Source organism: Lysinibacillus sp. RS11 (assembly GCF_042019215.1).
Lineage (GTDB): Bacteria > Bacillota > Bacilli > Bacillales_A > Planococcaceae > Lysinibacillus > Lysinibacillus xylanilyticus_A.
In genome coordinates this window covers 303,932-329,460 of sequence record NZ_CP168124.1, presented here as the reverse complement: position 1 = coordinate 329,460, position 25,529 = coordinate 303,932, and the positions used below count along the sequence as shown (strand labels likewise).

Annotated in this window: 32 protein-coding genes, 1 other RNA gene and 1 pseudogene; 11 read left to right on the top strand and 23 right to left on the bottom strand. The window is 34.8% G+C overall.

Annotation, left to right across the window (positions count from 1 at the left end; all coding sequences use genetic code 11):
* Window positions 1-39: 39 nt before the first annotated feature.
* Window positions 40-480, bottom strand: coding sequence for a hypothetical protein (locus AB9L17_RS01780; RefSeq protein WP_223554681.1), 441 nt, complete (start codon window positions 478-480; stop codon window positions 40-42).
* Window positions 481-655: 175 nt separating this feature from the next.
* Here AB9L17_RS01780 and AB9L17_RS01775 point away from each other — a divergent pair, with 175 nt between their 5' ends.
* Together AB9L17_RS01775 and AB9L17_RS01770 are read left to right on the top strand one after the other, a co-directional pair.
* Window positions 656-1,294 (top strand): YfbR-like 5'-deoxynucleotidase, encoded by a 639-nt coding sequence (locus AB9L17_RS01775; protein WP_083227086.1) that lies wholly within the window; start codon window positions 656-658, stop codon window positions 1,292-1,294.
* 250 nt (window positions 1,295-1,544) lie between these two features.
* Window positions 1,545-2,057, top strand: a complete 513-nt coding sequence (locus tag AB9L17_RS01770; RefSeq protein ID WP_223554683.1) for a zf-HC2 domain-containing protein — start codon at window positions 1,545-1,547, stop codon at window positions 2,055-2,057.
* A 54-nt stretch (window positions 2,058-2,111) separates the two neighbouring features.
* Here AB9L17_RS01770 and AB9L17_RS01765 read toward each other — a convergent pair whose 3' ends face one another.
* The 3 genes from AB9L17_RS01765 to AB9L17_RS01755 all read right to left on the bottom strand — a co-directional run bounded on the left by AB9L17_RS01765 (window position 2,112) and on the right by AB9L17_RS01755 (window position 4,210).
* Window positions 2,112-3,113: an anti-sigma factor gene (locus tag AB9L17_RS01765; protein ID WP_375199962.1), complete on the bottom strand. Its 1,002-nt coding sequence runs from the start codon at window positions 3,111-3,113 to the stop codon at window positions 2,112-2,114.
* On the bottom strand, window positions 3,106-3,636 hold the full coding sequence (locus tag AB9L17_RS01760) for a sigma-70 family RNA polymerase sigma factor (RefSeq protein WP_375199961.1): 531 nt from the start codon (window positions 3,634-3,636) through the stop codon (window positions 3,106-3,108). The genes AB9L17_RS01765 and AB9L17_RS01760 overlap by 8 nt, the downstream gene beginning before the upstream one ends.
* Window positions 3,637-3,871: 235 nt before the next feature.
* On the bottom strand, window positions 3,872-4,210 hold the full coding sequence (locus AB9L17_RS01755) for a zinc ribbon domain-containing protein YjdM (protein WP_223554688.1): 339 nt from the start codon (window positions 4,208-4,210) through the stop codon (window positions 3,872-3,874).
* A gap of 247 nt (window positions 4,211-4,457) precedes the next feature.
* Here AB9L17_RS01755 and ssrS point away from each other — a divergent pair.
* Window positions 4,458-4,650: non-coding RNA, 6S RNA (gene ssrS, locus AB9L17_RS01750), on the top strand.
* 984 nt (window positions 4,651-5,634) lie between these two features.
* Here the strand turns inward: ssrS and AB9L17_RS01745 are convergent.
* The gene (locus AB9L17_RS01745; RefSeq protein WP_175401796.1) at window positions 5,635-5,775 is read right to left on the bottom strand and encodes a hypothetical protein; all 141 of its coding nucleotides are present in this window, start codon (window positions 5,773-5,775) and stop codon (window positions 5,635-5,637) included.
* Window positions 5,776-6,131: 356 nt separating this feature from the next.
* Between AB9L17_RS01745 and AB9L17_RS01740 the strand changes: the two genes are divergently transcribed.
* Window positions 6,132-6,686: a delta-aminolevulinic acid dehydratase gene (locus AB9L17_RS01740; RefSeq protein WP_223554690.1), complete on the top strand. Its 555-nt coding sequence runs from the start codon at window positions 6,132-6,134 to the stop codon at window positions 6,684-6,686.
* Between the two features lie 102 nt (window positions 6,687-6,788).
* Here the strand turns inward: AB9L17_RS01740 and AB9L17_RS01735 are convergent, their stop codons facing one another.
* From AB9L17_RS01735 to AB9L17_RS01710, 6 genes and pseudogenes are all read right to left on the bottom strand, one after another.
* Complete coding sequence (locus tag AB9L17_RS01735; protein ID WP_223554692.1) at window positions 6,789-7,007, bottom strand: DUF3955 domain-containing protein; 219 nt, start codon at window positions 7,005-7,007, stop codon at window positions 6,789-6,791.
* A 25-nt stretch (window positions 7,008-7,032) separates the two neighbouring features.
* Window positions 7,033-7,122: pseudogene (locus AB9L17_RS01730) on the bottom strand (helix-turn-helix domain-containing protein); the annotation flags it as partial.
* 41 nt (window positions 7,123-7,163) lie between these two features.
* Complete coding sequence (locus tag AB9L17_RS01725; RefSeq protein ID WP_068985952.1) at window positions 7,164-7,382, bottom strand: DUF3955 domain-containing protein; 219 nt, start codon at window positions 7,380-7,382, stop codon at window positions 7,164-7,166.
* 25 nt (window positions 7,383-7,407) lie between these two features.
* Window positions 7,408-7,617: a helix-turn-helix domain-containing protein gene (locus tag AB9L17_RS01720; RefSeq protein ID WP_068985908.1), complete on the bottom strand. Its 210-nt coding sequence runs from the start codon at window positions 7,615-7,617 to the stop codon at window positions 7,408-7,410.
* Between the two features lie 8 nt (window positions 7,618-7,625).
* Window positions 7,626-8,105, bottom strand: coding sequence for a DUF2975 domain-containing protein (locus AB9L17_RS01715; RefSeq protein WP_068985907.1), 480 nt, complete (start codon window positions 8,103-8,105; stop codon window positions 7,626-7,628).
* Window positions 8,106-8,494: 389 nt separating this feature from the next.
* Window positions 8,495-9,676, bottom strand: a complete 1,182-nt coding sequence (locus tag AB9L17_RS01710) for a NupC/NupG family nucleoside CNT transporter (protein WP_375199960.1) — start codon at window positions 9,674-9,676, stop codon at window positions 8,495-8,497.
* 647 nt (window positions 9,677-10,323) lie between these two features.
* On the opposite strand from AB9L17_RS01710, the gene AB9L17_RS01705 reads away from it, so the two are divergent.
* The gene (locus tag AB9L17_RS01705) at window positions 10,324-11,508 is read left to right on the top strand and encodes a Ger(x)C family spore germination protein (RefSeq protein ID WP_223554695.1); all 1,185 of its coding nucleotides are present in this window, start codon (window positions 10,324-10,326) and stop codon (window positions 11,506-11,508) included.
* Window positions 11,509-11,619: 111 nt separating this feature from the next.
* Window positions 11,620-12,075, top strand: a complete 456-nt coding sequence (locus AB9L17_RS01700) for a hypothetical protein (protein WP_068985904.1) — start codon at window positions 11,620-11,622, stop codon at window positions 12,073-12,075.
* Window positions 12,076-12,138: 63 nt separating this feature from the next.
* On the opposite strand, the gene ytxJ is transcribed toward AB9L17_RS01700, so the two are convergent.
* The 6 genes from ytxJ to AB9L17_RS01670 all read right to left on the bottom strand — a co-directional run bounded on the left by ytxJ (window position 12,139) and on the right by AB9L17_RS01670 (window position 16,357).
* A complete protein-coding gene (gene ytxJ / locus AB9L17_RS01695) occupies window positions 12,139-12,468 on the bottom strand; it encodes a bacillithiol system redox-active protein YtxJ (protein ID WP_068985903.1) in 330 nt (109 codons plus the stop codon).
* A 236-nt stretch (window positions 12,469-12,704) separates the two neighbouring features.
* Window positions 12,705-13,118, bottom strand: a complete 414-nt coding sequence (locus tag AB9L17_RS01690; protein ID WP_223554696.1) for a VOC family protein — start codon at window positions 13,116-13,118, stop codon at window positions 12,705-12,707.
* A 208-nt stretch (window positions 13,119-13,326) separates the two neighbouring features.
* Window positions 13,327-13,947 carry a kinase gene (locus AB9L17_RS01685; RefSeq protein ID WP_223554698.1) on the bottom strand — a complete coding sequence of 207 codons (621 nt, stop codon included), beginning with the start codon at window positions 13,945-13,947 and terminating at the stop codon, window positions 13,327-13,329.
* 63 nt (window positions 13,948-14,010) lie between these two features.
* Window positions 14,011-14,652 (bottom strand): 3-oxoacid CoA-transferase subunit B, encoded by a 642-nt coding sequence (locus AB9L17_RS01680; protein ID WP_263297512.1) that lies wholly within the window; start codon window positions 14,650-14,652, stop codon window positions 14,011-14,013.
* The gene (locus AB9L17_RS01675; RefSeq protein ID WP_223554700.1) at window positions 14,652-15,359 is read right to left on the bottom strand and encodes a CoA transferase subunit A; all 708 of its coding nucleotides are present in this window, start codon (window positions 15,357-15,359) and stop codon (window positions 14,652-14,654) included. The genes AB9L17_RS01680 and AB9L17_RS01675 overlap by 1 nt, the downstream gene beginning before the upstream one ends.
* A 107-nt stretch (window positions 15,360-15,466) precedes the next feature.
* Window positions 15,467-16,357, bottom strand: a complete 891-nt coding sequence (locus tag AB9L17_RS01670) for a LysR family transcriptional regulator (RefSeq protein ID WP_223554702.1) — start codon at window positions 16,355-16,357, stop codon at window positions 15,467-15,469.
* A gap of 295 nt (window positions 16,358-16,652) precedes the next feature.
* Between AB9L17_RS01670 and AB9L17_RS01665 the strand changes: the two genes are divergently transcribed.
* The gene (locus tag AB9L17_RS01665) at window positions 16,653-17,966 is read left to right on the top strand and encodes a short-chain fatty acid transporter (protein ID WP_223554704.1); all 1,314 of its coding nucleotides are present in this window, start codon (window positions 16,653-16,655) and stop codon (window positions 17,964-17,966) included.
* Window positions 17,967-18,122: 156 nt separating this feature from the next.
* Window positions 18,123-18,266 (top strand): hypothetical protein, encoded by a 144-nt coding sequence (locus AB9L17_RS01660; protein ID WP_175401795.1) that lies wholly within the window; start codon window positions 18,123-18,125, stop codon window positions 18,264-18,266.
* Window positions 18,267-18,378: 112 nt separating this feature from the next.
* Here the strand turns inward: AB9L17_RS01660 and AB9L17_RS01655 are convergent, their stop codons facing one another.
* From AB9L17_RS01655 to AB9L17_RS01645, 3 genes are all read right to left on the bottom strand, one after another.
* Window positions 18,379-18,849 carry an NUDIX domain-containing protein gene (locus AB9L17_RS01655; RefSeq protein ID WP_068985898.1) on the bottom strand — a complete coding sequence of 157 codons (471 nt, stop codon included), beginning with the start codon at window positions 18,847-18,849 and terminating at the stop codon, window positions 18,379-18,381.
* Between the two features lie 189 nt (window positions 18,850-19,038).
* Window positions 19,039-19,266: a hypothetical protein gene (locus tag AB9L17_RS01650; RefSeq protein WP_223554705.1), complete on the bottom strand. Its 228-nt coding sequence runs from the start codon at window positions 19,264-19,266 to the stop codon at window positions 19,039-19,041.
* 135 nt (window positions 19,267-19,401) lie between these two features.
* Window positions 19,402-19,896, bottom strand: coding sequence for a hypothetical protein (locus tag AB9L17_RS01645; RefSeq protein ID WP_139114471.1), 495 nt, complete (start codon window positions 19,894-19,896; stop codon window positions 19,402-19,404).
* An 891-nt stretch (window positions 19,897-20,787) separates the two neighbouring features.
* Here AB9L17_RS01645 and AB9L17_RS01640 point away from each other — a divergent pair.
* A complete protein-coding gene (locus AB9L17_RS01640) occupies window positions 20,788-21,216 on the top strand; it encodes a HEAT repeat domain-containing protein (protein WP_068985894.1) in 429 nt (142 codons plus the stop codon).
* Between the two features lie 390 nt (window positions 21,217-21,606).
* Here the strand turns inward: AB9L17_RS01640 and AB9L17_RS01635 are convergent, their stop codons facing one another.
* On the bottom strand, window positions 21,607-22,245 hold the full coding sequence (locus AB9L17_RS01635) for a LysE family translocator (protein ID WP_223554708.1): 639 nt from the start codon (window positions 22,243-22,245) through the stop codon (window positions 21,607-21,609).
* A 174-nt stretch (window positions 22,246-22,419) separates the two neighbouring features.
* On the opposite strand from AB9L17_RS01635, the gene AB9L17_RS01630 reads away from it, so the two are divergent.
* Window positions 22,420-22,845 carry an SRPBCC family protein gene (locus AB9L17_RS01630; protein WP_223554709.1) on the top strand — a complete coding sequence of 142 codons (426 nt, stop codon included), beginning with the start codon at window positions 22,420-22,422 and terminating at the stop codon, window positions 22,843-22,845.
* Entirely contained in the window at window positions 22,842-23,162 is a 321-nt protein-coding gene (locus tag AB9L17_RS01625; protein ID WP_068985891.1) for an ArsR/SmtB family transcription factor, read from the top strand. Before AB9L17_RS01630 ends, AB9L17_RS01625 begins: the two co-directional genes overlap by 4 nt.
* 41 nt (window positions 23,163-23,203) lie before the next feature.
* Here the strand turns inward: AB9L17_RS01625 and AB9L17_RS01620 are convergent, their stop codons facing one another.
* Complete coding sequence (locus tag AB9L17_RS01620; RefSeq protein ID WP_068985890.1) at window positions 23,204-23,983, bottom strand: YqhG family protein; 780 nt, start codon at window positions 23,981-23,983, stop codon at window positions 23,204-23,206.
* Window positions 23,984-24,000: 17 nt separating this feature from the next.
* Window positions 24,001-25,512: a DEAD/DEAH box helicase gene (locus AB9L17_RS01615; protein ID WP_175401794.1), complete on the bottom strand. Its 1,512-nt coding sequence runs from the start codon at window positions 25,510-25,512 to the stop codon at window positions 24,001-24,003.
* Between the last annotated feature and the right edge of the window lie 17 nt (window positions 25,513-25,529).

The following is a 25,529-nucleotide window of genomic DNA, read 5'->3' as shown; positions in this document are numbered from 1 at the left end:
CTCCACTTAGGGTGCGAATTTTTGCTATGGAGAAATCCTTTACCATAATACAGGCTTTGCTACCATTAACCATAACATGATGAGCAATAACAAAATGTACATCCATGCTTTCTTATGTAACAATGAAGCAAATTTTTGTTGGTCATAGGCATGTGTATTAAATGTTCGTAAAGTCGGTTTAAACGCTCTTGCTAAAAAAACGATAGAGGCAAGCAATACAAGAAATGTAAGCACAATCCACGAGGTACTCCAATGATAGCCCGCATGCCACATTAATATAATACCCGATGCAACAAGAACATGTCCTGAATGCTTGACGATTGTAATTGCTCCTTTAAAAGCCTCAATATACGGTGACATCTCAACATAGAATGCTGTACGCATTTTCTTAACAATTGGTAAAACTACAAACAATGGCCCAATCGAAAGGATGGCACTTAAAATATGTATATAAAGAAGAAGTGTATAAATTGAAATCATTATTGTGCATACTCCCCTTTTACTCAGTCCCCCTCATTATAGCACTCAACATATGCGTGCCTTATCGGCAATTGTGAATCCTTTGTAAACGCAAATTGAATCATTGTTAAATTGTTTGAAATCTACACAAAGAGGGTATTGATTATAGTAACATGCACATATAGAACGAAAAGGAGTGATTTTTATAGGAATTCATCAATTTTTTACAAGTCTTAATGACCTAGAGCGTATTATTCGTTGCCCTGGACGCTTTAAATTTGAAGAGCATAATGTGGCTGCTCACTCTTGGAAGGTATCACAGTATGCTATGTTCTTTGCCACACTCGAAGAAATGAATGGAGCTACTGTAAATTGGAAATCGTTATATGAAAAAACCATCAATCACGACTTTGCTGAAGTATTTATCGGCGATATTAAAACCCCAGTAAAGCATGCGAGCCCAGAGCTTAAGCAATTACTTGCACATGTCGAAGAAAAAATGATGGAAAAATTCATTATTAATGAAATCCCACAAGAGTTTCAGGCCATCTTCTTTGAGCGTATGAAAGAAGGCAAGGACAGCACGTTAGAAGGCCGTCTACTTGAATTTGCGGATAAGCTTGACCAATTTTATGAAGCCTTTGCTGAATTAAAACGTGGAAACACAGACAAAGAATTTGTGTATATGTATCAAACAGCTCTTACCAAGCTTTTAGTAATCCCCCTCGAAGCTTCAGTTCACTATTTCCGTACTGAGATTTTGAAAGATGCTGTGAAGGAAAAAACACATATTGATATTCAAGCTTTGACAAATGAAGTATTAACATCAAATTAATATGGTGCATGCACAAGTTTTCCGATGAATTAACTCACGGAAGGCTTTTTTTATTTTCATTCGCCGGAGCTTTAGGTCAACACGACGTTGGTCACTCAGGTGTTTTCACTGGATGTGAAGCTCTTACCCTGAGTTCCTCTATTTCAGCGGATGTTTGGACACCCGCTGAAAATTAACTTAAACCCGTATTTATCTGCTGAAAGAAGTTAAAAAGTCGTATAATGGAAGGAGATCGATTGGAGGGAAGCTTTTGTCACAGGAATGTTCAATTGTAGAGGATTTAATACCGTTGTATAAAAAACAAGCGCTCCAAGCAAGTACTATAGAATTTGTTGAACAACATTTAGCTAATTGTGAGCATTGTCGTCAGCTCGACACTTCAGAGCAATCACTAGTTTATAAATTCCCTATGAAAAGTACCTTAACATTTTTTCATCTTGTTTTTATCGTGCTATCCTTTATGTTTGCCATTAACTCATCCTTACTAGGCAATCATAAAAGCTTTGTTGTATCATACGCAATTTTCGGTTGTCTTACTTACTTTTTTTACAAAAACATTTGGATTGTTTTCGCCATTAGCTTTGTGCCTGTTTTCGTCTGGGCCGTCATTAATAATATTAATAATCCACTCTATGTCATCGACTATTCCTTTACGGAAATTGGGACACTGCTAATTGGAGCTAGCTACATAGCTATTTTACATACTATTTTTGCACTAGTCGGTGCTGCTTTTGCTATTATGTTGCGCAGGTTTACAAAATAATGTTACATCAGCAGAAAGAAGTTGTCTCAACGTAACCTGAGACAACTTCTTTAATCACCAATTATATCCATTCATAAGTTCGACATCCCCTAGCATTTCATTAGAAATACCTTCTAAATCTTGAAGCATCCATAGTCGCTTTGCCGGTCCTGTTACAACAGCGCCATAAGCTTGAAATCCATTCTTTTTTATATAATCATAGCGTTCTTGCAAATGATGTAAACCTAGAAATCCCTCATAATAGCTTTCCTTTTCAGTTAAAAGTCTTTCCATATTTTCTAACATCCATCGCTGGCTATCTTTCACATTATATTCTATTTCTTGTGCTTGCGATATATGTGAATAATCATCACTAACTTTTAAGCCTCCTGATAACCCGAAACTATCATAAATTGTAATTGAACCACTGTTGTAGCTAGAAGAAGCTGGTTCAAAGGATTTAAACTCACCTGTGTATAATGGCATCCAAACGATTTGGACATCGTACGGAGCAATCATTTTTACCAATTCTATAGGTTCTTTATAGGTTGAAATCGAAAATGCCATTTCCGCTACAGTTCCCTCAGGTAATTTTTCTAACGTCTTCCATATATTATTATTAAGATGAGATGCTGTTGCTTTTCCGGTTACAGGATCTTCGGGTAAATTAAAATTAAATTGCTGTGATGTATTTGTCGACGGTAAATCCATACTCAGAGATGAATTAGAATCCAATATAGATTTTTCAACATGCATTTCGCCGACTACTACCTTTTCCTTTCCTACCTGCTTCTCAAGAGGATAGCTAAATTTTTGCGTCAAAAATGGTGTTATTTCTGACGACAAACCTGAAGTATCTCGACCCGTAATATTTGGATGCTGCCATTGAAGTGCTATTAAAGAGTTATAAATATGTTTAAGATCTGGACGCGCTTTATCAAAAACGACGGACACTCCTATTATATAGAGAGCATAAATAAAGAAGCATATTAGCAATACACGTAGGACTTGAAATGTTAATGTAAAACGGTATTTTCTTAAAATCTTTTTTTCATTCTCCTGCGACCACTCATTCATGTTGAAAACCTCCATTCTTTTTTACTATTTCCTCCAACCTTTTGCGGGCACGATGCAAAAGTATTTTCACCTGCCCCTCCGAAAGCTCCAGTGCCTCCTGTAATTCTAAGTAGGTGAATTGTTCATATTCACGTAAATATAAAATCGTTCGGTAATTTTCAGGCAAAAATTTCAGCAACGCCTGTACATCTTCCGTCACTTCCTGCATTAGAAAATCCTCTTCTGGAAGCCCATACGGACTTAGCATTTCATCTTTCCAAAATAAGTGTGCGAACGGAATAGTCCTTCGCCTTTTCTGCTTACGCCATTCATCTAAATACGTGTTCCGCGCTACTTTGAATAACCATGCTCTCACATCCTCCTCTTTATAAAACGACAACGATATCGTAGCTCGTACAAATGTTTCTTGCACTAAATCTTCCGCTACATGCACTGACCCAGACATCTTCAGCAGAAAATAATATAACGATTTCGCGTATTTTTCATAAAGTTGCTCAAGCTCGTTTTTCCGCTGTCTGTCCATGCCATCCCCTCGCTTTGCAATTCCACAAGTAAAACGTATATCTTTTCTAAATGTTACAGTAATTACTAAAAAATATTGAAATCAATTTTGCCTTGGCGTTATTGCGTCCGGAGGCTTTATTTTTATTCAATAGGTGTTTAGACACCTACTGAATAAAAATAAAAAAGAGTCGGTTTTGAATAGCCTTCCAACTTCAAGTTTGGGGCGCTTCATATTACGACTCTTTTTATAGTTATTATGCTTTTTTTACGAACTCTGACTTTAATTTCATTGCACCAAAGCCATCGATTTTACAGTCAATATTGTGATCTCCTTCAACGAGACGAATGCTTTTCACCTTTGTCCCAATTTTTAATGTTGAAGAACTACCCTTAACCTTTAAATCCTTAATAATTGTTACGGAATCACCGTCTGCAAGTAGATTGCCATGTGCATCCTTCACAATTAGTGTATCTGACTCCTGCTCTGTAACATCTGTGCTCCACTCATGCGCACATTCTGGACATACAAAGTTCGATCCATCCTCATATGTGTATTCAGAATTACATTTCGGACAATTTGGATAAGCTGCCATTTCCGCTTCCTCCTTTTATTTTTTTACTAGGTAAACCCTATTTATGCTCCTATCTTTACATAATCTATCCTATTTAGCAAAGGTTGTTCGTATTTTTCGTTCTCATTTGTGAATAATGTATGGAGGAGTTTCAAGTATTTTGGGCGTTGTTCATTCCAATCCTATATGATTTGGAACTCTTGCCCATTGACTTTTTTGCAAAAACCATCTTACTTGCAAGTTTGTTTATCATCCTTTATTATATCCTTAAAGGCTGCATTGTTCGTACAATATTAAGTTTTAACCTTTAAGCTGTAAAAGGGAGTTTTATTATTGGAGTTGGAATGACGGGCCTCACACCATGGTGCATGAGGATAAGCAGGAAAGCTTCTGCGAACACCCACTTTGAGGAGTGGTGGTTTAAAACTTTCTATAATAACTACGGCATACGCGGCTTTTTAAATTTAATCTTACTAGCCACATGGCTTTTGAACGAATCACTCTCCATTATTGGAGGGTGATTTTTTTATGCAGTTTTCTCTCGTGTGCAAAAATTTAAAACAATACATAAAAAAAATAAGCCGACAAAGTTAAATTAGAAAGTCCATCTTTATTGAGAGTAGGCACTTCGTATTCAATGGCTCAATTATTTAAAAATGATTGCGTCTATTTCAAGATTAGGTCCATTTTATGGGATAACACCTCTAATATCTGGATATTTGTGTTAAAATCCCTCTGTATTGTTTTCCATCTAAACTGGACAAGAGAGGTATTGAGATTTATGGGAGAAGCTTGTAATTTGAACTGCAGACATTGCTCTTACAATCAAAATGTTTTTTTAGGAATTGGATTTAGGTATATAAACTTGAGTTCGATTTTAGAATGGTATGAGGAAGAAGAAGGTCGGCAATATATCAGAAAGTTTATTAATAACAAGGAAACATCTTTTGAGTGTTACGACGGTCTATATGTTTGTCAGAAGTGTTGTTACCTATTAAATAAAGTACATTTACACATGAAGTCAGGAATCCAATCTTACACGAATACTCCTACTTGTCCTCGATGTAATACTAAAATGCCGACAAAGCCTTTTGACGATATTAATCAAAGTGATGTTCTAGATTGTCCAGATTGTGGGCAAGAAAAGCTAGAGGTGAGTTTTTATATGGATTGGGACTAGAAAGTTGGCTCTTAAAATTTCCTTATTAAATCAAAAGAGGCTTTAGCAAATGACTGTGGGGTTATTTTATAGTCATCGTGTTTTTCAATATTCTACAATCCGGCGCTATTCCGAAGTAATGATAAAGTCCAATTTCTTAGTTTTAATGTTGAGAAATTGGACTTTTTATAGTGCAAAACAGCAACGAAAAATTCCTTTTATCGCTCAATAATAAACCTATTTTCCCTAATCATTACGCCTGAATTAAAGCTATAACTTACACATATTAATACGATCTCCGAACAATATACCCTTTTTTACGGGGGCCTTTTAATTTCTTATCAATAGTCTTATTAACATCTGTGGAAGGCTTTTTAATTGGTTGTTCTAAAATATCATACATAGTCATTTGTTTTTGTTCTTTCATATCTTCTACTCCCCTCTCTACCATTCCAGCCAATTTTCTATATTTAGTCTATTTGTGTAAGACTATCACGCTCATTAAGCTTGATATGCTATTTCTTCTATATATGATGATTTATTCGATTTATTACTTAAACACCCTATAGACTTTCTATTGGCCTTTACAAATACGGCTCTTAACGTACAGCAAATTAAGTAAGGTTATCAATTTTTTATGTACTTTTGTCTCCTAAGTTCCCTATTTATATGTACGATTATTTGTAAAATAATTTCCAAACAATTATAATTCATAATTGTAAAATACTGTTATATATTCAGTGTTTTATACAAATAGAAAATATAATAAAAGGAGTTATTAGAATGAGCAAACCAGAATTGTATGTTAGTTTAGCAGTTGGTCCTGATACGGGTATGGAAGCGCATGCCTTACGTTCAACCCTTGAGTACTTTGGAGCAAGAGTTACAGTACATTGGATAGGCAGACCAAACGATCTTATTGATTTGTTATCTGGAGAAGATCGAGACGAGAAGATCGATTATTTAATTCTAAATTTCCATGGAGATGAAGGGAGATTATGTATGAATGAGCTAGGAGAAGATATTTATGAAAGAAACGAGCCCCGCGGGGAATTTTTTGGTCCTGAGGAAGTCATGCGTTATTCAAAATTAAATGATATAAAAGTTATTGCTGCAGGCTGTACATTAGGTGTTGAACAATTAGCATCAGCATTTTTAAAAAGTGGCTGTCATTCTTATATCGCTCCAAATGATTACATAGACGGCAATGCAAATCTAATGTTTTTAATACGATTTATGTATGAAATAATTAATAATACTAAAACTCAACAAGAGGCTTTTGACATTGCAAAATCTTTGGATGAAGACACTTCAATGTATCAACTTTATTTATCGTAATCTTTTATATCTAAATGTCATACAAAAAATAACCAGGTACTCACGATGAGCGCCTGGTTATTTTTTTGGACGGTTAGTAGCCTTTTATACAAATTAACTTTTTTAGTTTGAAACTTGTGTTTTCTTAAACATTGAAGTCAATGCCATACCAGCTAATGACACAATACCCAAGAAGAATAATAAAAAGCCCATTGGAATCAAAAAGAAAGGTTCTTCTAGAGTGCCATCTGCAGCTACATTACTTCTAATAATAGCCTTCGCAATAAAACAGATTACTCCTAAAAGAATTGGTGTAGATGCAATTACATATTTTATTTTCATCCTATCTTCCTCCATTAAAATTAGTTTAATTATTTTTTTGATATTCAAAGATATCACCTGGTTGGCAGTCTAATACTTCACATATTTTTTCTAATGTTGATAATTTGATAGCTTTTGTTTAAATGGTTGGTAGCCTTTAAGCAAAATATAATTTTATTAGTTTGAAACTTGTGTTTTCTTAAACAGTGAAATCAATGCCACACCTGCTAGTGACACAATCCCTAAGAAGAATAATAAAAATCCAATTGGAATCAAAAAGAAAGGTTCTTCTAAAGTGCCATCTGCAGCTACATTACTCCCAATGATTGCCTTCGCAATAAAACAGATTACTCCTAAAAGAATTGGTGTAGATGCAATTACATATTTTGTTTTCATCCTATCTTCCTCCATTAAAATTAGTTTAATTATTTTTTTGATATTCAAAGATATCACCTGGCTGACAATCTAAAACTTCACATATTTTTTCTAATGTTGAAAATCTGATAGCTTTTGCTTTTCCAGTTTTTAGAATCGAGACGTTTGCCATTGTGATACCCAGTTTTTCCGATAATTCGGTAACACTCATTTTCCTTTTTGCCAGCATCACATCAAGATTAACCATGATAACCATGTTACACCTCAAATCGTTAATTCGTTATCCTGTTTAAGTTCACTTGCTTTACCCATCAAATAAGAAAGTAAAGAAGTGAATACAGCAATAACTACTGCAAAAAATAGAATAAGCAAAAGAATCATTAAAAGATTAGTATTGTAGTTCCCACTAATAAATATATAAAGCAGTGCGATGACATATAAAACTCCTTCTGTCATTGCTAAAACAGTTACACGCTTTAACCTATTTGCATTTTTTAATGTGAAATCGTTACCTACATTAATATCTGAACAGATACTCCAACCTATACATAAAGCAAAAAAGTAAGGAATGCCAGTGATCCAAATAAAAGCAATGAAAGGTTTATATACCTCTTTTAATGAACCAGAATCTAGCAATATATTCTTCCCTGTCTCTGGTCCAACATAGCTACAGAACAACAAACCAAATAACCAACAAAAAACAATAATTATTTTTAACCACTTTGCTAATTCCTTCTGCTTCATATTTCACCGCCTTCTCAACTTTCTAATGCTAGAATAATTGAAAACACATCCTTAGTCAATACTTTTTTATTGTAAAACGATAAATAATTATTATTTTATAATATAAGCAATTTATTTAAATCAAAAGACCAGACGCTCACAATAAATTACAGTTTACAATACCACCCATTATTCTTGAGATGTAGTCAATAGCCATAAAGCTGATTTAACACAGTCATATCCACTAGACCATCTACAGCAAAAGAGATGATTGTGCCAATACTGTAGCAATCCATTTTTCCATTTGAACAATTCCTTTTTGCATAATAAAAGCCCTCCACAGATGTGTGGAAGGCATAAACTCAAACGTTTGTGATTTTATAAAGTACAATCGATATCTTTTTTCTAAATTAAATAACCATACCAACAATTGTAGCCGTTAAGATACTAACAAGTGTTGCTCCGTACAACAACTTTAAGCCAAAACGAGCAACTACATCTGCTTGCCTTTCATTCAAACCTTTTACTGCTCCGGCAATAATACCGATCGATGCAAAGTTTGCAAAGGATACAACAAATACAGAAATAATACCCAGTGTATGTGCACTCATAGACTTAGCTACCTCTCCAAGGCTTGCCATTGCAACGAATTCATTCGTTACTAATTTGGTTGCCATAATTCCACCGGCAGTAATAGCTTCTGCCCATGGTACACCCATTAGGAAAGCTACTGGTGCAAAGATATAACCCAATAATTCTTGGAAAGATATACCGATACTCATTTCAAATAGTGAATTGATTAAATCCATTAATGCTACGAAACCAATAAGCATAGCTCCAACAATAACAGCTACTTTAAATCCATCCAAGATATATTCGCCAAGCATTTGAAAGAAAGTTTGCTTATGTTCATCTTCAATCGTTAAGATATCTTCACTTTCTTCTACGCTATACGGATTAATGATTGAAGCAATAATAAATCCACCAAACAAGTTCAATACAATCGCCGTTACAACGTATTTTGGTTCAATCATAGTCATATATGCTCCAACAACTGACATAGAAACGGTAGACATTGCTGAAGCGCATAATGTATACATTCGTTGTGGAGAAATCTTATCTAATTGTTTTTTTACAGTAATGAATACTTCCGATTGGCCTACCAGCGCAGAGGCAACAGCATTATATGATTCCAATTTCCCCATACCACTTACTTTACTTAAAAATAAACCTATCCATTTCATGAAGAAAGGAAGAATTTTAAAATACTGCAAGATCCCTATCAATGAAGATATAAAGATAATCGGTAATAATACACCTAGAAAGAAGGAAAATTCTCCTTCATTCAGTACACCTCCAAAAACAAATGATACGCCAGTATTTGCGTAAGACAATAAATGATCAAATACATTTGTTATTCCTTTGATTAGAACATAACCAAATTTTGTATTTAGAAGTACCACTGCCAATACAAATTGGATGATTAACATAAGAACTATGTTTGTATATTTTATTTCTTTCTTGTTTTTACTCATTATCAGAGCTAAACCAAAAACAAGTAGCAATCCACAAATGGATATTAAGTATCTCATAAGTTCCTCCATAAATTTCAATAATAATTTTTTTAGACGTTCGACCCTAAAACTACAAAGCCATTCTTTCGCTTCTTTATGTTTCAATATCGAAACTTGAAGAAACAGTCATAGATCTTAATTTAAAAAGTAGTCAGACGTCAGACAAACAATTTCACTATACAGTTTTTTAACTACCTATTCAATAGTTAATAGAAAAAAATTATGTATTCACTTTCATCATGTTAGAACCTTCTTTATTGTGTGAAATTTTTGATATATTATGTCCGTCGTTTAAAGAAAACTCAAATAAGTAATATTAAAACAAATAGGTTCCGTTCGTTTAAGTGTAATATTCCACAATACACCATAATTATTAATTATCCCTTATTGTTAATAACAAAAAAAATAGCCATCACCTACGATAAATTTTTGGAATGGCGAAATGGCGTTTTTAGAGGATTCAAATAAAGCGAGAAAAATTTCGAAGAGACAAGAGATAACAATTAATCAACCTGTATTACATGAACTTTATAGATTGAAAGCTGTAACTCGTTGTAAGGTTGTACGCTAGTTTTCTAGAATATTCTGATCATCTAATTTTTTAGTATATTTCTTTAAAAACTTGTTCATCCTCTTAATAGTTTACTTGAAGAGGTGAATATAAAATGAAAAAATCTTTAATAGTAATTTTTCTAGTCATATTTACGCTATTGCTAAGTGGCTGTTGGAGTAAGCGTGAATTAAGCGAACTAGCTATTGTTTCGGCTTTAGGTATTGATAAAGTTGATGATGGATATTCTATCTCTGTTCAAATTATCAATGCTGGTGAAATGTCTGAAAATAAATCTGGTAGTCAAGCGCCAGTTACTACCTATCATGTAACTGGAAAATCCTTATTTGAAGCTATTAGGAAATTAACTGCATCTTCTCCAAGAAGAGCCTATTTCACTCACATGCAACTAGTTGTTTTCGGGGAAAAATTTGCATCTGAGGGAATTGCGGATGCTCTAGATTTTATGGCTAGAGACCAAGCAATTAGAAGTGACTTTAACTTTGTTGTAGCCTATAACTCTACGGCTAAAGATATTTTAAATGTCTTAACTCCTATAGAAAAATTACCAGCAAAAAAGATTCTAAATTCCGCACTTGCTTCCCAAGATGCTTGGGGCTCAACAAAATTTGTTGATACTGAAGATTTAATTTCTGAGTTGGGAGGTGAACACAAAAGTACGGTTTTATCAGCAATAGAGTTAGTTGGGGACAAAGAATTAGGTAAACGTCCAGATAATGTTGAAAGAATTGAAACATCGGCAGTATTACATTTCACTGGACTAGGGGTATTTAAAAAGGATAAATTACTAGGTTATTTAACTGAATCAGAAAGTATCTATTATAATTTTTTAATGAATAATATTAAAAACACAGTCATTAATACCGCTTGTCCTAATGAAGGATCTATTACGACTGAAATAGGAAAATCTAAAACAACTATTCAAGGGGAATTTGAACAAGGGATCCCAAAAATAAATGTGAAAATTGATGTTGAACAAAATGTTGCAGAAGTTAAATGTGCCATTGATTTATCAAAAGAGAAAACTTTAAAAATGATTGATAAAAAAACCGCTAACTTTATTAAAGAAAATATTGAAAAAACCATTAATACGATTAAAGATAATTATCAAGTTGATATTTTGAACTTTGGAGAAGTACTTCATAAAGAAGATTACAAAGCATGGGATACTATTAAAGATGACTGGTTAACAATGTTTCCAGAGTTAGAAGTCAATGTTGACGTTAATGTCAAGACGACTGGGACAGCGACCTTAGTTAATTCCATCGAAAAAGAATAAGGCAAAATTAACATGATGCATTTTCTACCCTTCTTTCAAATAACCTGCTACCGTCCTGTATAATTCACCTCTATTTTGCGCATATAAGTAGTAACAAGGGAGGTCATTACATTGAAGAAGTTATTTTATCTGTTTTTACTAGCCACATTATTACTATCAGCTTGCGGAAAAAATACCGCTCCAAAAGAAGTAGCTGTCGATAAAAATACTTCCGTTGAAGATATAGTGGGAGCTACCGTCAAAAATAAATTTACTGTTGAAGAAAAGAATGGGATTGTCACTATTTCCATTCAGGATGCAGATGTTACAAAAGGTGTAAAAAGTCAAATGCTGAAGGACTCTACAAAGATATTTGCAGAGCTGTCCAAGCTTAAAAGCGTTAAAACACCATCTATTTCCTGGTACGCACCATTAACAGAACCTGGTGGAAACAAAGATATGACAGAGGTTTTAAATATTTATTTTAGTGAGGAAGATTTTAGAAAAGTTAATTGGACAAACTATGAGCAGCTAGATATTGAATCCATTGCTACTCATTACCATCAAAATGAAGCTTTAGGTCATTAGAAAACTTTCTCAGAAGGATACCCCTTCATGTATAAAAGAATGGGTATCTTTTTTATTAACCGCTCACTTAACATACATACTAATTGCTTCCGACAGAAGAGATTGTTTTATTTTATAATGCGTCGCTTGCCAGACGCCTTTTCCATCTTTCAAAATTAATAGCTGTGGTGATTCATGCTTCACCTTTAGATCGTTCTCAATAATATTTGAGACATCCCTATCCTTCTGCACAATAACTAAATACTTAGGCAAATTTGTTTCCAGTGCTTTCAACTCTTTTAACGCTGAAATGCTACTAAAACATGTCATACTGAATTTTAACACTAGACAGGCCTTATCCTTAGATTGCTGTATAGTATCTCTCCATTGCTCAGCCGTTTTAATTCTTTCCATACTTTGAACCCCCAATTTGTAAACTTCCCATTCATTATATACCACGCGGGGTATTAATCAACTTTACCTTGGCGTAATTGCGTCAGCAAGAGGGGTTCAACTGTGCGAAAGTGAAGCAACAGAGGTAAGAAAATCTTCTGCACCTGTCGCTACGCTTTCGATACAAAATCATTTGCTGAATTAAGATAAAAATACGAGCCTACTATAACGAAAGCTCGTACCTCTTCTCACAATATTTAAATACCTTCCGTGTTCATTAATACAACACGCCAGCCATCTGGATCTTCAATTGTGACACCTTTGTCAGCCCAATATGGATTTTCTGGCTCTGCTTCTGGATAACCCATTTGCAATAAGCGTTCCGCAATACGCTGTATGGTTACAAACTTTGGAATATACAGTACAAGCAGATTATCCTTTGTTGGTGCTGGACATGGGCTCCCCTCAAGATGCTCTGTAAATTCTAAATGATAACTAGCATTTGGAAGACCAATCATTATACCATTGTAGCCACGATGCCCTGTGAAAGAACCGATTTTTTCTAACCCTACGCCTTCACAATAAAATTTTTCAATTTCCTTTAATTGATCAGTTGGCCTAGCAATACGTACTTGTGCCACCTGTAATTCATCCGACCATTGTTGTCTCATAGTTATTTTTCTCCTTTTTATCAATTGTATAATTGAAAACTAAAGCTAGAGAACAGCCATTGGTCTGAAAAAATGCTACTCTTTGACAGAAATACTTAAATACCCGCGGAGACAAGCAAAATATCCGCGATATTGGTTAAAATATCCGCGAATTAGAGACAAATACCCGCGCAAGCCACGCGAATATCCGCGAAGCACCAATTTCACCTTAAAAATCACAAATTCTATTTGCAACTGCTAATGGATTTTCTTTTTCTAAATAATACTCCTCAGCCGGCCAATATCTCCTTTTATACTTATCGAATCGTGCTTGAAAATCTCCAATATACACATCTCGCTGTAATACCCGCTCCGCCCTAACAGTTCTAGGGCATTCTATATATAAACGATAATCATAAAAACCTCTCCACTCACTGCGGAAAAGAAAGATTCCCTCAACAATAAGTATACCGTTAGCTACTAATGTAATTTTTTTATCACAACTGGCGTCTGCTAATTGGTCATAAAATGGAAGTTGGAGCTCTAAATTATTATTATGTAATTGTGAAAAGACATTATCTTTAATAAAGTTGATATCCCATTGTAAATAATAATACTCATACCATTCGTCGTACCCAGTATTATAACGTTTGCTTCTTTCTACGATATGATTATCTAAATGGATCAGTTCTACAACACAACTAGTTTTAAGCTCCTCTGCAAGCTTGTTAGCAATAGTAGACTTACCTGCGCCACCTAGTCCATCAATGGCGACAATGAAAGGTCTCTCTTTAGCAGACCTCATTTCAATTTGCTTCATGATATCGTTCTTAATTTCGCGTAGATCCATTGATTGACACTCCTAACAACATTAAAATAACCAGCTCCTAGAAAAAGAACTGGTTATTCCTATTTATTCCGTCAAAGCTACACTAAATGAAGCAGCTGTCTTCTCTTTTACTTCTTCTAAAGTAACACCCTCTGCTAATTCTATTAGCTGCATACCTTCTTCAGTAAAGTCGAAAACGGCTAGGTCTGTAATTAATCGATGCACAACGCCTTTCCCTGTTAACGGTAGCTCGCATTGCTTTTTAATTTTTGACTCACCGTTTTTATTGACATGCTCCATTACGACGATAACTCTTTTGGCACCGACTACAAGGTCCATGGCGCCTCCCATACCTTTCACCATTTTCCCTGGGATCATCCAGTTCGCAAGGTCACCCGTTTCAGATACTTCCATACCACCTAAAATAGCAAGATCGATATGGCCTCCGCGGATCATGGCAAACGATTCGGCACTGTCAAAGAATGAAGCACCTGGAACAGCTGTTACCGTTTCTTTGCCTGCATTAATTAAATCAGGATCAACCGCTTCTTGTGCTGGGTATGGACCAATGCCAAGAAGCCCGTTTTCCGATTGTAGAAGGACGTCATAATCAGCCGGGATTGCATTAGCAACTAGCGTTGGGATACCAATACCTAAATTGACGTTCATGCCGTTTTGTATTTCTTTTACCGCTCTATTTACTATGCTTTGTCTTGTATCCACCATCATGCTTCCCCCTTTCTCACCGTCAAACGTTCAATACGCTTCTCATAATTTTCGCCTAGTAAAACGCGTTGAACGAATACTCCTGGCGTATGGATATGATCTGGATCTAGCTCTCCTGCTTCAACAATTTCCTCCACCTCTGCAATTGTAATTTTCCCCGCCATTGCAGCTAGTGGATTAAAGTTACGCGATGTTTTTCTGAAAACTAAATTACCTAGCTTGTCTGCCTTCCATGCTTTAACAAGTGCAAAATCTGCGACAATTCCTTTTTCTAAAATATATTCCTTGCCATCAAAAACCTTTACTTCTTTCCCCTCAGCAATCGGCGTTCCAACCCCAGTAGCCGTGTAAAACCCAGGAATTCCGGCACCTCCAGCTCGCATACGTTCCGCCAAAGTACCTTGTGGTGTTAATTCTACTTCTAGCTCCCCACTTAAAAACTGCTGCTCAAAAATTTTATTTTCACCTACATAGGACGCAATCATTTTTTTAATTTGTTTATTTGCTAATAAAAGCCCTAAGCCCCAATCATCCACACCACAGTTATTGCTGACAACTGTTAAGTCCTTAGTTCCCCTTTGTACTAGCGCTGCAATTGATTTTTCAGGAATACCACATAGCCCGAAGCCCCCTACCGCTAACGTATTCCCATCTTTAATATCTGCAACGGCTTCCTCAAACGAATTCCACACTTTCCCATCCCCCATATCGAAACCCCCTAAAATAGCTCGTTTATTAAGAAAAATTCTACCTCAGAATCATTTTACAAGTAAAGGAATTAATTAGAATACTATTTATTCCAAAAGGGCATAAATTAATTTTCGCTCCCTTCTTCTGTACGAATTGTATTCAGTAATTGCTTTAATGCAAATGATTGATATGTATTTTTTTTCGTAATAACGCCTAATCGCCATGGCATGTCGAAATTATATAATGGAATAATTTTGACATTTTTATTGGTCTGCTTTGCGGCAATTGAATACGGTAAAAGTGTCACTCCTAAATTCGAGGATACTAGCTCCACTATTAAATCCCATTGCGAGCTTTTATAGCCGATTATTGGTGTATACCCTACGCTTTTACATGATTTAATGACATAATCATGTAGTGTGAATTCCTCTGTAAAGATAATGAATGTTTCATTTTTTAAATCTTGTAATAAAATATGTTCTTGCTGTGCTAATGGATGGGAATCATTAATAAAGACACAAAATTGATCTTCTACAAATGATTGAACAGAAAATTTCCTTTCATCTGTAGGTATAACAACAATCCCCATATCCACATCTCCATTTTCTACTAATGTTCCGATCGTTTTAGCCCCACGTTCCACGAGCTCTAAATGTACCTCTGGATATTGCTTATGAAACTTTCGAGCAATTTCAGGAAAGAATAGTGTGCCAATTAACGGTGGAATCCCCAATTTAATAGAACCTGTTTTAATGTTCAATAAATCATCCAGTAAAATATGTAAATCATGTACAGACCGCATTATTTTTTGTCCTTGTTTATAAACAATACTACCTGCGTCTGTTAATTCTACATTGCGTGTAGTTCGGTTTAATAGCTCCACATGAAGAGTATCCTCCAATTTTTTAATGCTTTTACTTAATGAAGGCTGTGACACAAAGGATTCACTAGCTGCCTTTGTAAAACTCCCATATTCAACAACAGCCATAAATGCTTTTAAATCTCGTAGCTCCATATAGACACCTCCATTTATTCTAATTTGTTATAAAAATTATTCCAAAATCCATATTTAGTAATAAATTCTCCTCGTTTTCTCCTAATCCTTCTTCTAGAGACAAATACAATAGCAGTACTATTTTCTCCTTGGTGCCAATAATATTTAATTATGGAATAACAGCGACAACAACCACGGACTTTTTCTACTCTAAGTTCCAATTATTGTTCTTAATTCTATTTTTATCTTTATTTATTCATTTCTCTAGGTACAATTAGCAATAAAGAATGACTGAAAAGGAAAGGGGATGTCTAATATGAAAACGTTAACAAGAATTTCAAATGCTATCATGGAAAAATATTTACCTGATCCATACATCTTTGTCACTATACTCACAGTATTAGTATTATTATTAGGGGTTACATTAACAGATTCTTCTCCACTCGACATGGTGACATATTGGGGAGGTAGCTTTTGGAGTTTATTAGAATTTACAATGCAAATGGTAATTGTCTTAGCTGCAGGCCACATTTTAGCGAATAGTCCTATCTTTAAAAAAGGATTATCAGCCGGTGCAAGTAAAATAAAATCACCAGGCATGGCTATTATCGTTATTACATTCGTATCACTAATAGCTTGCTGGATTAACTGGGGATTCGGACTTGTAATCGGTGCCCTCTTTGCAAAGGAAATTGCTCGGCATGTAAAGAAGGTAGATTATCGCTTATTAATCGCCAGTGCCTATTCAGGCATGGTTATTTGGCATGGTGGATTAGCTGGCTCAATTCCGTTATCCATTGCGACTGAAGGTCATAAGTTTGCTGACATAATGGGCGTCGTACCAACCAATGTTACAATTTTTTCAACTTATAACTTATTTATAGTCCTAGTGATACTCTTCACTTTACCGTTATTTAATCGTTGGATGATGCCAAAGGAAGAAGATACGGTTGTGGTTAACCCTGCTTTATTAGTGGAAGAAAAAACGGAGTTACCAAAGCCTGAAAACAATTTTGCCAGTCGCTCTGAGCGCAGTTATATTTTAACGATTTTAATTGGTATGATCGGACTTACTTATTTAATCTATCATTTTATTACCAAGGGCTTTGTTCTTGATTTAAATGTTGTAAATACAATTTTTATTGTGTTAGGTATCATATTCCACGGGACTCCGCAGCGTTTCCTTTCAGCCGCACAAGATGCTATTAAAACAACAACGGGCATTGTTTTTCAATTTCCGTTTTATGCAGGGATTATGGGCATGATGACCGCTTCTGGTTTAGCTGCTGTATTTTCAGAATGGTTCGTTAGTATTTCCAATGAACATACCTTCTATTTATTCACTTTTTTCTCAGCCGGACTTGTTAACTTCTTTATTCCATCAGGCGGTGGACAATGGGCAGTGCAGGCTCCTATTATGCTAGATGCTGCTACAACTCTAGGTGCCGACTATGCTAAAACAGCTATGGCTATCGCTTGGGGAGATGCTTGGACAAATATGATTCAACCATTCTGGGCACTGCCAGCCCTTGCAATCGCCGGTTTAAAGGCTAGGGATATTATGGGCTTCTGTTTATTCATTTTATTCTTTACAGGAATTATTATTAGTATTGGCTTCTTTTTCATCTAGATATCGAGTATTTAAGCTTCACGGAATGCCATACATACGTTTCCGTGAAGTTTTTATGTGCACTTTGAATGAAAATAAATGGCATAGGTTATCACAATTGTTATCTACATCTTTTGGCAAAAAGCCCTTACCCTGTAATATTAAAAACAAGTAAACATGATAGTTTTTTACATCGTTTATAATGTTGCACATGTTGAAGATTATTTAATGCAGGAAATGGCTTGTAAAATTCGTGAGAAAGATACATTCGTGTATGTAGCAGAAAATCATAAAAGATGGGTGGCAGGTCATTTTGAATAGTTTAAATAGAGAGTTAATAATATACCAAAATAGCCTTGTTAGATTGTTTTAACAAGGCTACCTTAACTTTTTTTGTTAAACTAAAGCACCCCGTTCGTTGAATAAGAAATTTCTAACTTCTGTTTGTATCATCAATTTCAGAGTTTACAGTACTCTCCCACCAAACATCCTTATTTCCGTTTAGATAATTTTTTATCAGATTCCTAAATGGGTAAGGTTGTAAGTTTATGGTATCCAAGTCATCTGCATTACACCAAAAAAATTTAAGATGAGATTCCCTTGATTCTGGGTTAAAACCTGTTGTTAATTCTTCGTTTGTAACCTCAAACACTTGATTTATCTCGCAATGTAATATACCCTTTTCCTCCCACTTATGTTCTACTAACCCAAGAAAACTAACCACTGTACATGTTATTCCTAATTCCTCATCAATCTCTCTTATCAGTGCATCTTTTGCACTTTCGCCAAATTCAATGTGGCCACCAGGTAAAAATGTATTTGAATGTCCAGTGGCTTGTGCAAGTAAAACTTTATTATCTTTTATAAAGATTCCCCTTGCTAAATGATGAAATGGATTAGACAAGAAATTCTCCCCCTACAATATGATTATTTAAAATACATTTGGTACTTATTTTTGTATCTCATTTATTCAACCTATAAATTTTGGATAGTCCTTGTTCAACCAAACTAAGTCGTTAGTTCAATAAGAAAAAAGCTTCACTCCTTCTTGAAGTAAAGCAACCAGTTAGTCAAATAACCAACTTCCCTTTCACTACTGAATATCATCTGAACCATGTGCGTTCACTTCATCTATGACTATACTATAAGAAATATTAAGTTTATCCCAAACCCAAGCGTGGAAAATTTTATCTATTTCTATTTTTAATGCTTTATCGTCCATATCCTCGTTAATACCTAAATTTTCAAAAGTGAATGTCTCTTTAGCATCTGTGCCTTTATATTTGGTACTACTAAATGAAAAAGTAACGGTTTTACCCATTAATTTATCCTCCTATTTTAATCATTCATGGATTCGCCTTTTATAACAGCATATGGTCTTTCTTCTTATTACACAAACCTGCACCGTTAGTTTAATAAGAATAGCGACGCTTATTAAACAATCGCGAATCTTTGCTTAGTTTTTGTTGTCTAGCTCATACAAATCTATAATTTCTTTGTGTGCTATTCCATCGTCTTGTCCTTCCCAATGAATCACCGCATATATTTTATCTATATCTTTAAACGTTATGGACTTTCCGTCTTCCGTTATTGGTGGTGGTCCTTCGATAGCTCCAGTATCAATCTCGTTTTTAAAATCTTCAGGTCCTGAGACTGCTTTACTTTGCAGGGTTATATCTTTCTTGTTTATAACGGCGTTCATTTCAAAGACTAAATAATTAGTAGTGTAATCATTTTCTCTTGTTTTAAAACGAAGCTTACCATTTCCCGAATTAAGAATCCCTGAAATCAGATCTACTTGATAACCATCTAACTCCCAATGGGGACTTTCTCCCGATAATCTTAAATGATAAAAGTCATTTGTGGCATTTCGATGATTCAAGTAGATAACCATGGCTAATAATACGAAAACAATGAATATCAGTACTGGATAAACGATTTTATGAACCAAAAGCTTTCTCACCCCTCTGTTCTCTTAAACAATCTAGCCCTATAGTTCAATAAGAAAAAAGAGCTGCATATGCAACTAAATAATCTTTAAGTAAAGCACTCCTTTAGTGAAAGTACTATATTACCAATCTGGTCCGTCATTATTATCACTCACTTTAAGATAAAATGAGTTGGGATCTAGATTGTTACTTTCAACTGCCCCATAGAAAATTGATTTTACCTCGTCTTGTACTGATTCTGTAGCTTCTTTATTTGCTAAGATATATTTCACCCTAATATCATCTTTTGAATTAACTACAAGCAACATACGGAAAACATAGCCTTTCTCTGTTAATTTGCTGCTTACATATTCAAAAAAGCCATCTTCTTGATAAAGTTGGGCTTGAATTTCCTCTGCTTCTTTTAATTTCTTTTCGTTGTCAACTTTTATTTCAGTGCTTTTTGAAATGGGGTGTTCAGATATCTCTCCTTTTGTTGAGGAATTATTGATAAATAGAAAGGTTACAACGAATAAAATTAAACTGTTCCGATTAAAGTGATTTTACCCTTTTTCATTATGGACACTTCCTTTTTCACATTGAATATATGACTGCGTAAAGGGTTTAAACACTTAATCTATTCAACTATTCTGCTTACGTTAGTTCAATAAAGAAAAAAAGAGCTTCCTATGCAACTCAATGATCTTCAACTAAAGCAGCCCGTTAGTTTAATAAGAAAAGCAAATCTAATAAAGAATAGTACATACTTATAATACGGTTCACCTTAATGTAGTTAGTTTCCATATATATATCCTTACCAGCGATTCATCGCTATTTTCACCCAGACAACGTATAATAAGAGAAGCAGAAGAAGAATTCATTTTTCCTCTAGTTAAAAAAAGAGGTGCAATTACTTGAAACAGTTTGAAACAGCATTACCTGAGCAGTATGAAACATTAAAAAAACAGGCCAATTATACGTCTAGCTGGCGAGAGCGTTTAGACGCAGTCGAAATGTTATCGGCTTATCAACATGACAAAATCATAGATTTATTAAAAAATCGTATGCAGCATGATACTGTCAACAAGGTGCAAGTAGCAGCCTATGAAGCACTCGTGGCGTTTGGTGAGGACGTAGAGAAGCCATCACCTGCACGTTTTGATATTATCAAAGGCACAGACAAAATTTTCCTGCGGGTGAAAAAGAGCTTGCCGAAGGACCATACAGTGGCAGACTTTGCGGATAAACTAAAACGTATGCGTTTAGATGTCTTTGATGCGTATGAAGGCGACAAAGGTGTACAATTTATGAACTGGTTAGAGGAACGTTGGGCAAAACTATAATCAGTAGTTTTGCAATTTATGAAGGAAAGTCATTCTCTCCGTTTGTGGAGGGAATGGCTTTTTCTTATCTTACGCTGCGGTTCATCGAAACTAATATTAAATTGTATTACTTCTTTTCTTTGATCATCTATCTTTATTGTTTAATGATAAAACAAACGCCTTATTCTAACCTGCTGCCCTGTTAATTTAATAAGGTATAATTTTACATATCAATTATACTACACTTTCATTTAACAAATATTCCTAAAAATATCTTTAATCGCAAATAAAAGCTGAACTAATAAAAAAAATTAGTTCAGCTTAAAAATAACTCTTAATAATGTTGCACATTTCATAAAGGATACTGATGTAACAAGTGAATTACTTTAACTCTTGACTTATAATAAAATTTTAGTGGGCATTTTCTAATGCTAGCTTAATGCCAAAGCCAATTAGTACTGCTCCTGTCAATCCTTCAATAACAGCTTTCGTAGTTGGCTTTTTCATAAATGCACTAATTTTATCCAATAAGTAAACATAGAATACAAACCAAAATCCTGTTAAAGCTGTGTATATAAGCCCCATTATAAGAAACGGCATAAATGTACCGCTCGTGCCATCTACAAACTGCGGTAAAAATGTCAGAAAAAATACAGCCACTTTTGGGTTTGTAACATTCGTTAATAAGCCTTGCTTAAAACATGATTGATGCGAATATTTGTGATCCATTTGGGTCTCGTCTTGCACAACAGGAGGTTGCGTGCGTATTGCTCGTAATGCCCATAGTGTTTTAACACCTAAATAACATAAATAGACCGCTCCGACGTATTTTAAAATGGCAAATACATATGCTGACTTTACAATAATTGCTGAGAGCCCCACAACTGCCGCAAAAGTATGAATTAGCAATCCACAGCACGAACCAAGTAAAGTCTGTACCCCCCCTTTTCTGCTTACTGTAAGTGTATTTTTTGTTGCGATGGCTGTATCTGGACCAGGTAAAATAATTAACAAAATACACATTACTAAAAAAACAGATATGTTCACCATGTTAACCCTCCTTTTTTAGTCAGAAAATTATAAAAATAATATTACCATATGTATAGGTTTACAAAAAGACACCAAAGAAAATTTATTCAGGTATTTATAATTGACATATAACCTTAAGGTGTTATATACTCATAACACCTTAAGGTTATATTTTTAAAAAGGAGTTCATTGTAAATGACTGAAAAACTAGAGAATATCGTTAAAACAATTACCTTTAAAGCACCTATTGAGAAAGTATGGGAAACCGTAACGGATGCTGAAAAGATTTCTTCTTGGTTTATGCCAAATGATTTTAAACCAATTGAAGGTCATGAATTTACACTACAATCACCGTTTGGCCCTTCACCATGTCAAGTAGAACAAATAGATGCACCACATTTTGTTCGTTTTGCATGGGATACAGATGGATGGTTTGTCACTTTTGAATTAAAAGAAATTGGGGATCAAACAGAATTTACGTTAACACATGGTGGTTGGAAAGAAGCATCACATATTATTCCAAAAGCTAACGTACCTACGGAAGCTGTTCGTACAAAAATGGATGGCGGCTGGACAATGATTGTCGGTCAAAAATTAAAAGAGGTAGTGGAATCACAATGACACAGCTTGCTGTAAAATATGATGTTTTTCAAGCAATTGCTGATCCTACAAGACGTCATGTCCTACAGCTGCTTGCCGAAAGTGATCAGCCCATCTCACTTATTTCTGAGAATTTTTCTATAAGCCGAACTGCTGTCGTGAAGCATTTAAAAGTTCTTGAACAGGCTGAACTAGTCTCTGCCAAGAAAAAAGGACGAGAAAAAATATATACATTACATGCTGAAAAACTAAAAGAAATTGAAGATTGGCTACAGTACTTTGATTTATTTTGGGATAATAAATTGGCACAACTACAAAGCCTTCTCGAAGAAGATTAAAATTGTAAGGAGCTGTCCCGACTTTTAGGACAGCTCCTCGTTTAATAAAGATAAAATAATCCACCATTAATAATTTCTATTTTAATTTTTGCATCATATTGTTCCTCTAAAGCCTTCTTTTCAATGTTATAACATTCTGGTTTGTCATCGACATCTTCATAAAAGTAATCTAGTACGCGTTGATCACGTTGCCATCTCTTTTTTGCTTCAGTAGCCCACGAATGGTCATCCTGTGCAATGATTGCATCAATGGCTGCATCTAATCTTTGAAGTCCCCGGATAGGCTTAATAATATATTGCACATGAAAAACATGCTCTGCCGGAACAGTATCTAGCTCAGTTGCAAATAAGGTTTCGTGAAAATCCTCTTTAATAATTCCTGTTAATAGATTGATACCAAAGGAATAAAGCATTTCTTTCGTTCGGTCGCAACAATAGGATACTTTATAATTCACCCCTAACCACGGTGTTAGTATAACCTGCCCTATTGCCGTGTCGACCTTCTCATACATTTGAACATAAGCTCCTAACTCCCTTGTTGCTTGAAAAAGCTGGTTCATTCTTGGAGAACCGAAATGAATAACTTCGCCGTAAAGACTGCCAGCTGATGCTGTTTGATTTGTAATGAATGTTACTTGGGCTGGATTTGGCTCGCTATTTGTAGCTTCTACGTATTGCCAATAAAATGGTCGATTCATTATTTTTTTATCAATATCAACCGTTAATTGCACCGTAAGATAATGGTGTTCTTCCCCTACAATATAGCAATCATTTTCAGTGAAAAATTGTCGTAAATAACTATGAACTTGCTGTGGATACATGGCCCTTCTCCCTTACACTATACAGATTCCTTAAAGTTAGATAGAATCGCATCTAAGTCCCCTACTACCTTTTCGAAAACATCAATTTTCGTATGAAGTAATGCTAATATGTTCTCTTCAATCGTATTGGCAATAGCCAGATTGTAAATATGAACATCATGCTCTTGCCCTAAACGATGTACACGTCCAATCCGTTGCTCTAGCTTCATAGGGTTCCAAGGCAAATCGTAGTTAATGACATGATGACAAAATTGAAGATTAATCCCTTCGCCACCTGCCTCAGTTGCGATTAGAACCTGTGCCTTTTCCTTAAATAGATGCTTCATATAATCACGTTTGTTTTTATTAAATTTACCGTTAAATAGGACGCTCGTTATACCTTTAGAATGTAAATACCATTGCAAATAAATTTGAGTAGCTCTATACTCTGTAAAAATTATCACTTTATCCTGTGCTTGTTCGATTATTTCAAGTGTCTTATTTGCCTTTGAATTCACTTCCAAAGCCATTAATTTTGCTAGTATAGCTTCTACTTCTTGTGATTGTGCATTATCTTCTTCAAGCATTTTAGATAATGTTAAAGCTGTCGCTTCTTTGCTACTACACATTTCCTTCCTCAATGTAATTAATGAAAAAGAGCCAGTATTTTGAAGCGTTCCGAGCAAATCATAAACTTCCGCTTCTTCCTTCGTAAATTGGATTGGGACAATTTGAACACGGCGATTTGTCCATTCAATACCCGTATCCTCTCTCCTATTCCTCACCATTACCTGATTAACTAATTCCTTTAAATAATCATTATGCTCTAAATCATGCTTACTTGCCGAAAATGCAGATTGAAATGTATCATAATTGCCCAGATGGCCAGGCTTAAGTAAGGAAATAAGATAAAATAATTCAAAGACATCGTTTTGAATTGGCGTTGCGGTTAATAATAAACAAAACTTCTTCTTTAAACTTTGTACGAATTCATAAATTTGAGTTTTATGATTTTTTAGCTTATGCGCCTCATCAATAATAATCATGTCATAATCCTGCTCATAAATACGCTCTTTGTGCGGACTTTTTTTAGCAGTATCCATACTCATAATAAGGACATCGTAGCGCTCTATTGGAACATTTTTTTTATAAGCGATTGCAGGAATATGAAATTTTATGTTTAATTCTTCAATCCACTGATTAATAAGAGATGCTGGCGCTAATATTAATGCTCTTTTGACAAGTCCTCGGATCAGATATTCCTTTAAAATTAAACCCGCTTCAATTGTTTTACCAAGTCCCACCTCATCAGCTAAAATCGCTTTTCCATTCATACGTTCAATCACCGTTTCTGCTGCTTCTAACTGGTGCGTAAGTGGCTTTAAATTTGGTAAATACTTCGTCGCTTGTAAACCTGTGAAATCAGTAATTAACTTCATTTTCACAATGTCATAATTCATCTTGTACAATGTCCAACTATCCCATTTTTCAAGATGATCTAGTTTTTTTATAAAGCCTTCTTCCCATTCAGACGACCTTTCTATTTTCATGATCAACACCTCATGCC

What these genes read in the sequence shown, in the direction of transcription:
- AB9L17_RS01765 (WP_375199962.1), bottom strand. Translation starts at nt 3,113, where the DNA reads ATGAATGAGTGGTCGCAGGAGAATGAAAAAAAGATTTTAAGAAAATAC.
- AB9L17_RS01745 (WP_175401796.1), bottom strand. Translation starts at nt 5,775, where the DNA reads ATGAAAGAACAAAAACAAATGACTATGTATGATATTTTAGAACAACCA.
- AB9L17_RS01715 (WP_068985907.1), bottom strand. Translation starts at nt 8,105, where the DNA reads ATGAAGCAGAAGGAATTAGCAAAGTGGTTAAAAATAATTATTGTTTTT.
- AB9L17_RS01635 (WP_223554708.1), bottom strand. Translation starts at nt 22,245, where the DNA reads ATGGTGAACATATCTGTTTTTTTAGTAATGTGTATTTTGTTAATTATT.
- AB9L17_RS01720 (WP_068985908.1), bottom strand. Translation starts at nt 7,617, where the DNA reads ATGGTTATCATGGTTAATCTTGATGTGATGCTGGCAAAAAGGAAAATG.
- ytxJ (WP_068985903.1), bottom strand. Translation starts at nt 12,468, where the DNA reads ATGGAAAGAATTAAAACGGCTGAGCAATGGAGAGATACTATACAGCAA.
- AB9L17_RS01625 (WP_068985891.1), top strand. Translation starts at nt 22,842, where the DNA reads ATGACACAGCTTGCTGTAAAATATGATGTTTTTCAAGCAATTGCTGAT.
- AB9L17_RS01650 (WP_223554705.1), bottom strand. Translation starts at nt 19,266, where the DNA reads ATGGGTAAAACCGTTACTTTTTCATTTAGTAGTACCAAATATAAAGGC.
- AB9L17_RS01725 (WP_068985952.1), bottom strand. Translation starts at nt 7,382, where the DNA reads ATGAAAACAAAATATGTAATTGCATCTACACCAATTCTTTTAGGAGTA.
- AB9L17_RS01630 (WP_223554709.1), top strand. Translation starts at nt 22,420, where the DNA reads ATGACTGAAAAACTAGAGAATATCGTTAAAACAATTACCTTTAAAGCA.
- AB9L17_RS01705 (WP_223554695.1), top strand. Translation starts at nt 10,324, where the DNA reads ATGAAAAAATCTTTAATAGTAATTTTTCTAGTCATATTTACGCTATTG.
- AB9L17_RS01680 (WP_263297512.1), bottom strand. Translation starts at nt 14,652, where the DNA reads ATGGTGGATACAAGACAAAGCATAGTAAATAGAGCGGTAAAAGAAATA.
- AB9L17_RS01620 (WP_068985890.1), bottom strand. Translation starts at nt 23,983, where the DNA reads ATGTATCCACAGCAAGTTCATAGTTATTTACGACAATTTTTCACTGAA.
- AB9L17_RS01690 (WP_223554696.1), bottom strand. Translation starts at nt 13,118, where the DNA reads ATGAGACAACAATGGTCGGATGAATTACAGGTGGCACAAGTACGTATT.
- AB9L17_RS01735 (WP_223554692.1), bottom strand. Translation starts at nt 7,007, where the DNA reads ATGAAAATAAAATATGTAATTGCATCTACACCAATTCTTTTAGGAGTA.
- AB9L17_RS01670 (WP_223554702.1), bottom strand. Translation starts at nt 16,357, where the DNA reads ATGGAGCTACGAGATTTAAAAGCATTTATGGCTGTTGTTGAATATGGG.
- AB9L17_RS01760 (WP_375199961.1), bottom strand. Translation starts at nt 3,636, where the DNA reads ATGGACAGACAGCGGAAAAACGAGCTTGAGCAACTTTATGAAAAATAC.
- AB9L17_RS01740 (WP_223554690.1), top strand. Translation starts at nt 6,132, where the DNA reads ATGAGCAAACCAGAATTGTATGTTAGTTTAGCAGTTGGTCCTGATACG.
- AB9L17_RS01710 (WP_375199960.1), bottom strand. Translation starts at nt 9,676, where the DNA reads ATGAGATACTTAATATCCATTTGTGGATTGCTACTTGTTTTTGGTTTA.
- AB9L17_RS01685 (WP_223554698.1), bottom strand. Translation starts at nt 13,947, where the DNA reads ATGGATCTACGCGAAATTAAGAACGATATCATGAAGCAAATTGAAATG.
- AB9L17_RS01665 (WP_223554704.1), top strand. Translation starts at nt 16,653, where the DNA reads ATGAAAACGTTAACAAGAATTTCAAATGCTATCATGGAAAAATATTTA.
- AB9L17_RS01660 (WP_175401795.1), top strand. Translation starts at nt 18,123, where the DNA reads ATGATAGTTTTTTACATCGTTTATAATGTTGCACATGTTGAAGATTAT.
- AB9L17_RS01780 (WP_223554681.1), bottom strand. Translation starts at nt 480, where the DNA reads ATGATTTCAATTTATACACTTCTTCTTTATATACATATTTTAAGTGCC.
- AB9L17_RS01755 (WP_223554688.1), bottom strand. Translation starts at nt 4,210, where the DNA reads ATGGCAGCTTATCCAAATTGTCCGAAATGTAATTCTGAATACACATAT.
- AB9L17_RS01675 (WP_223554700.1), bottom strand. Translation starts at nt 15,359, where the DNA reads ATGGGGGATGGGAAAGTGTGGAATTCGTTTGAGGAAGCCGTTGCAGAT.
- AB9L17_RS01615 (WP_175401794.1), bottom strand. Translation starts at nt 25,512, where the DNA reads ATGAAAATAGAAAGGTCGTCTGAATGGGAAGAAGGCTTTATAAAAAAA.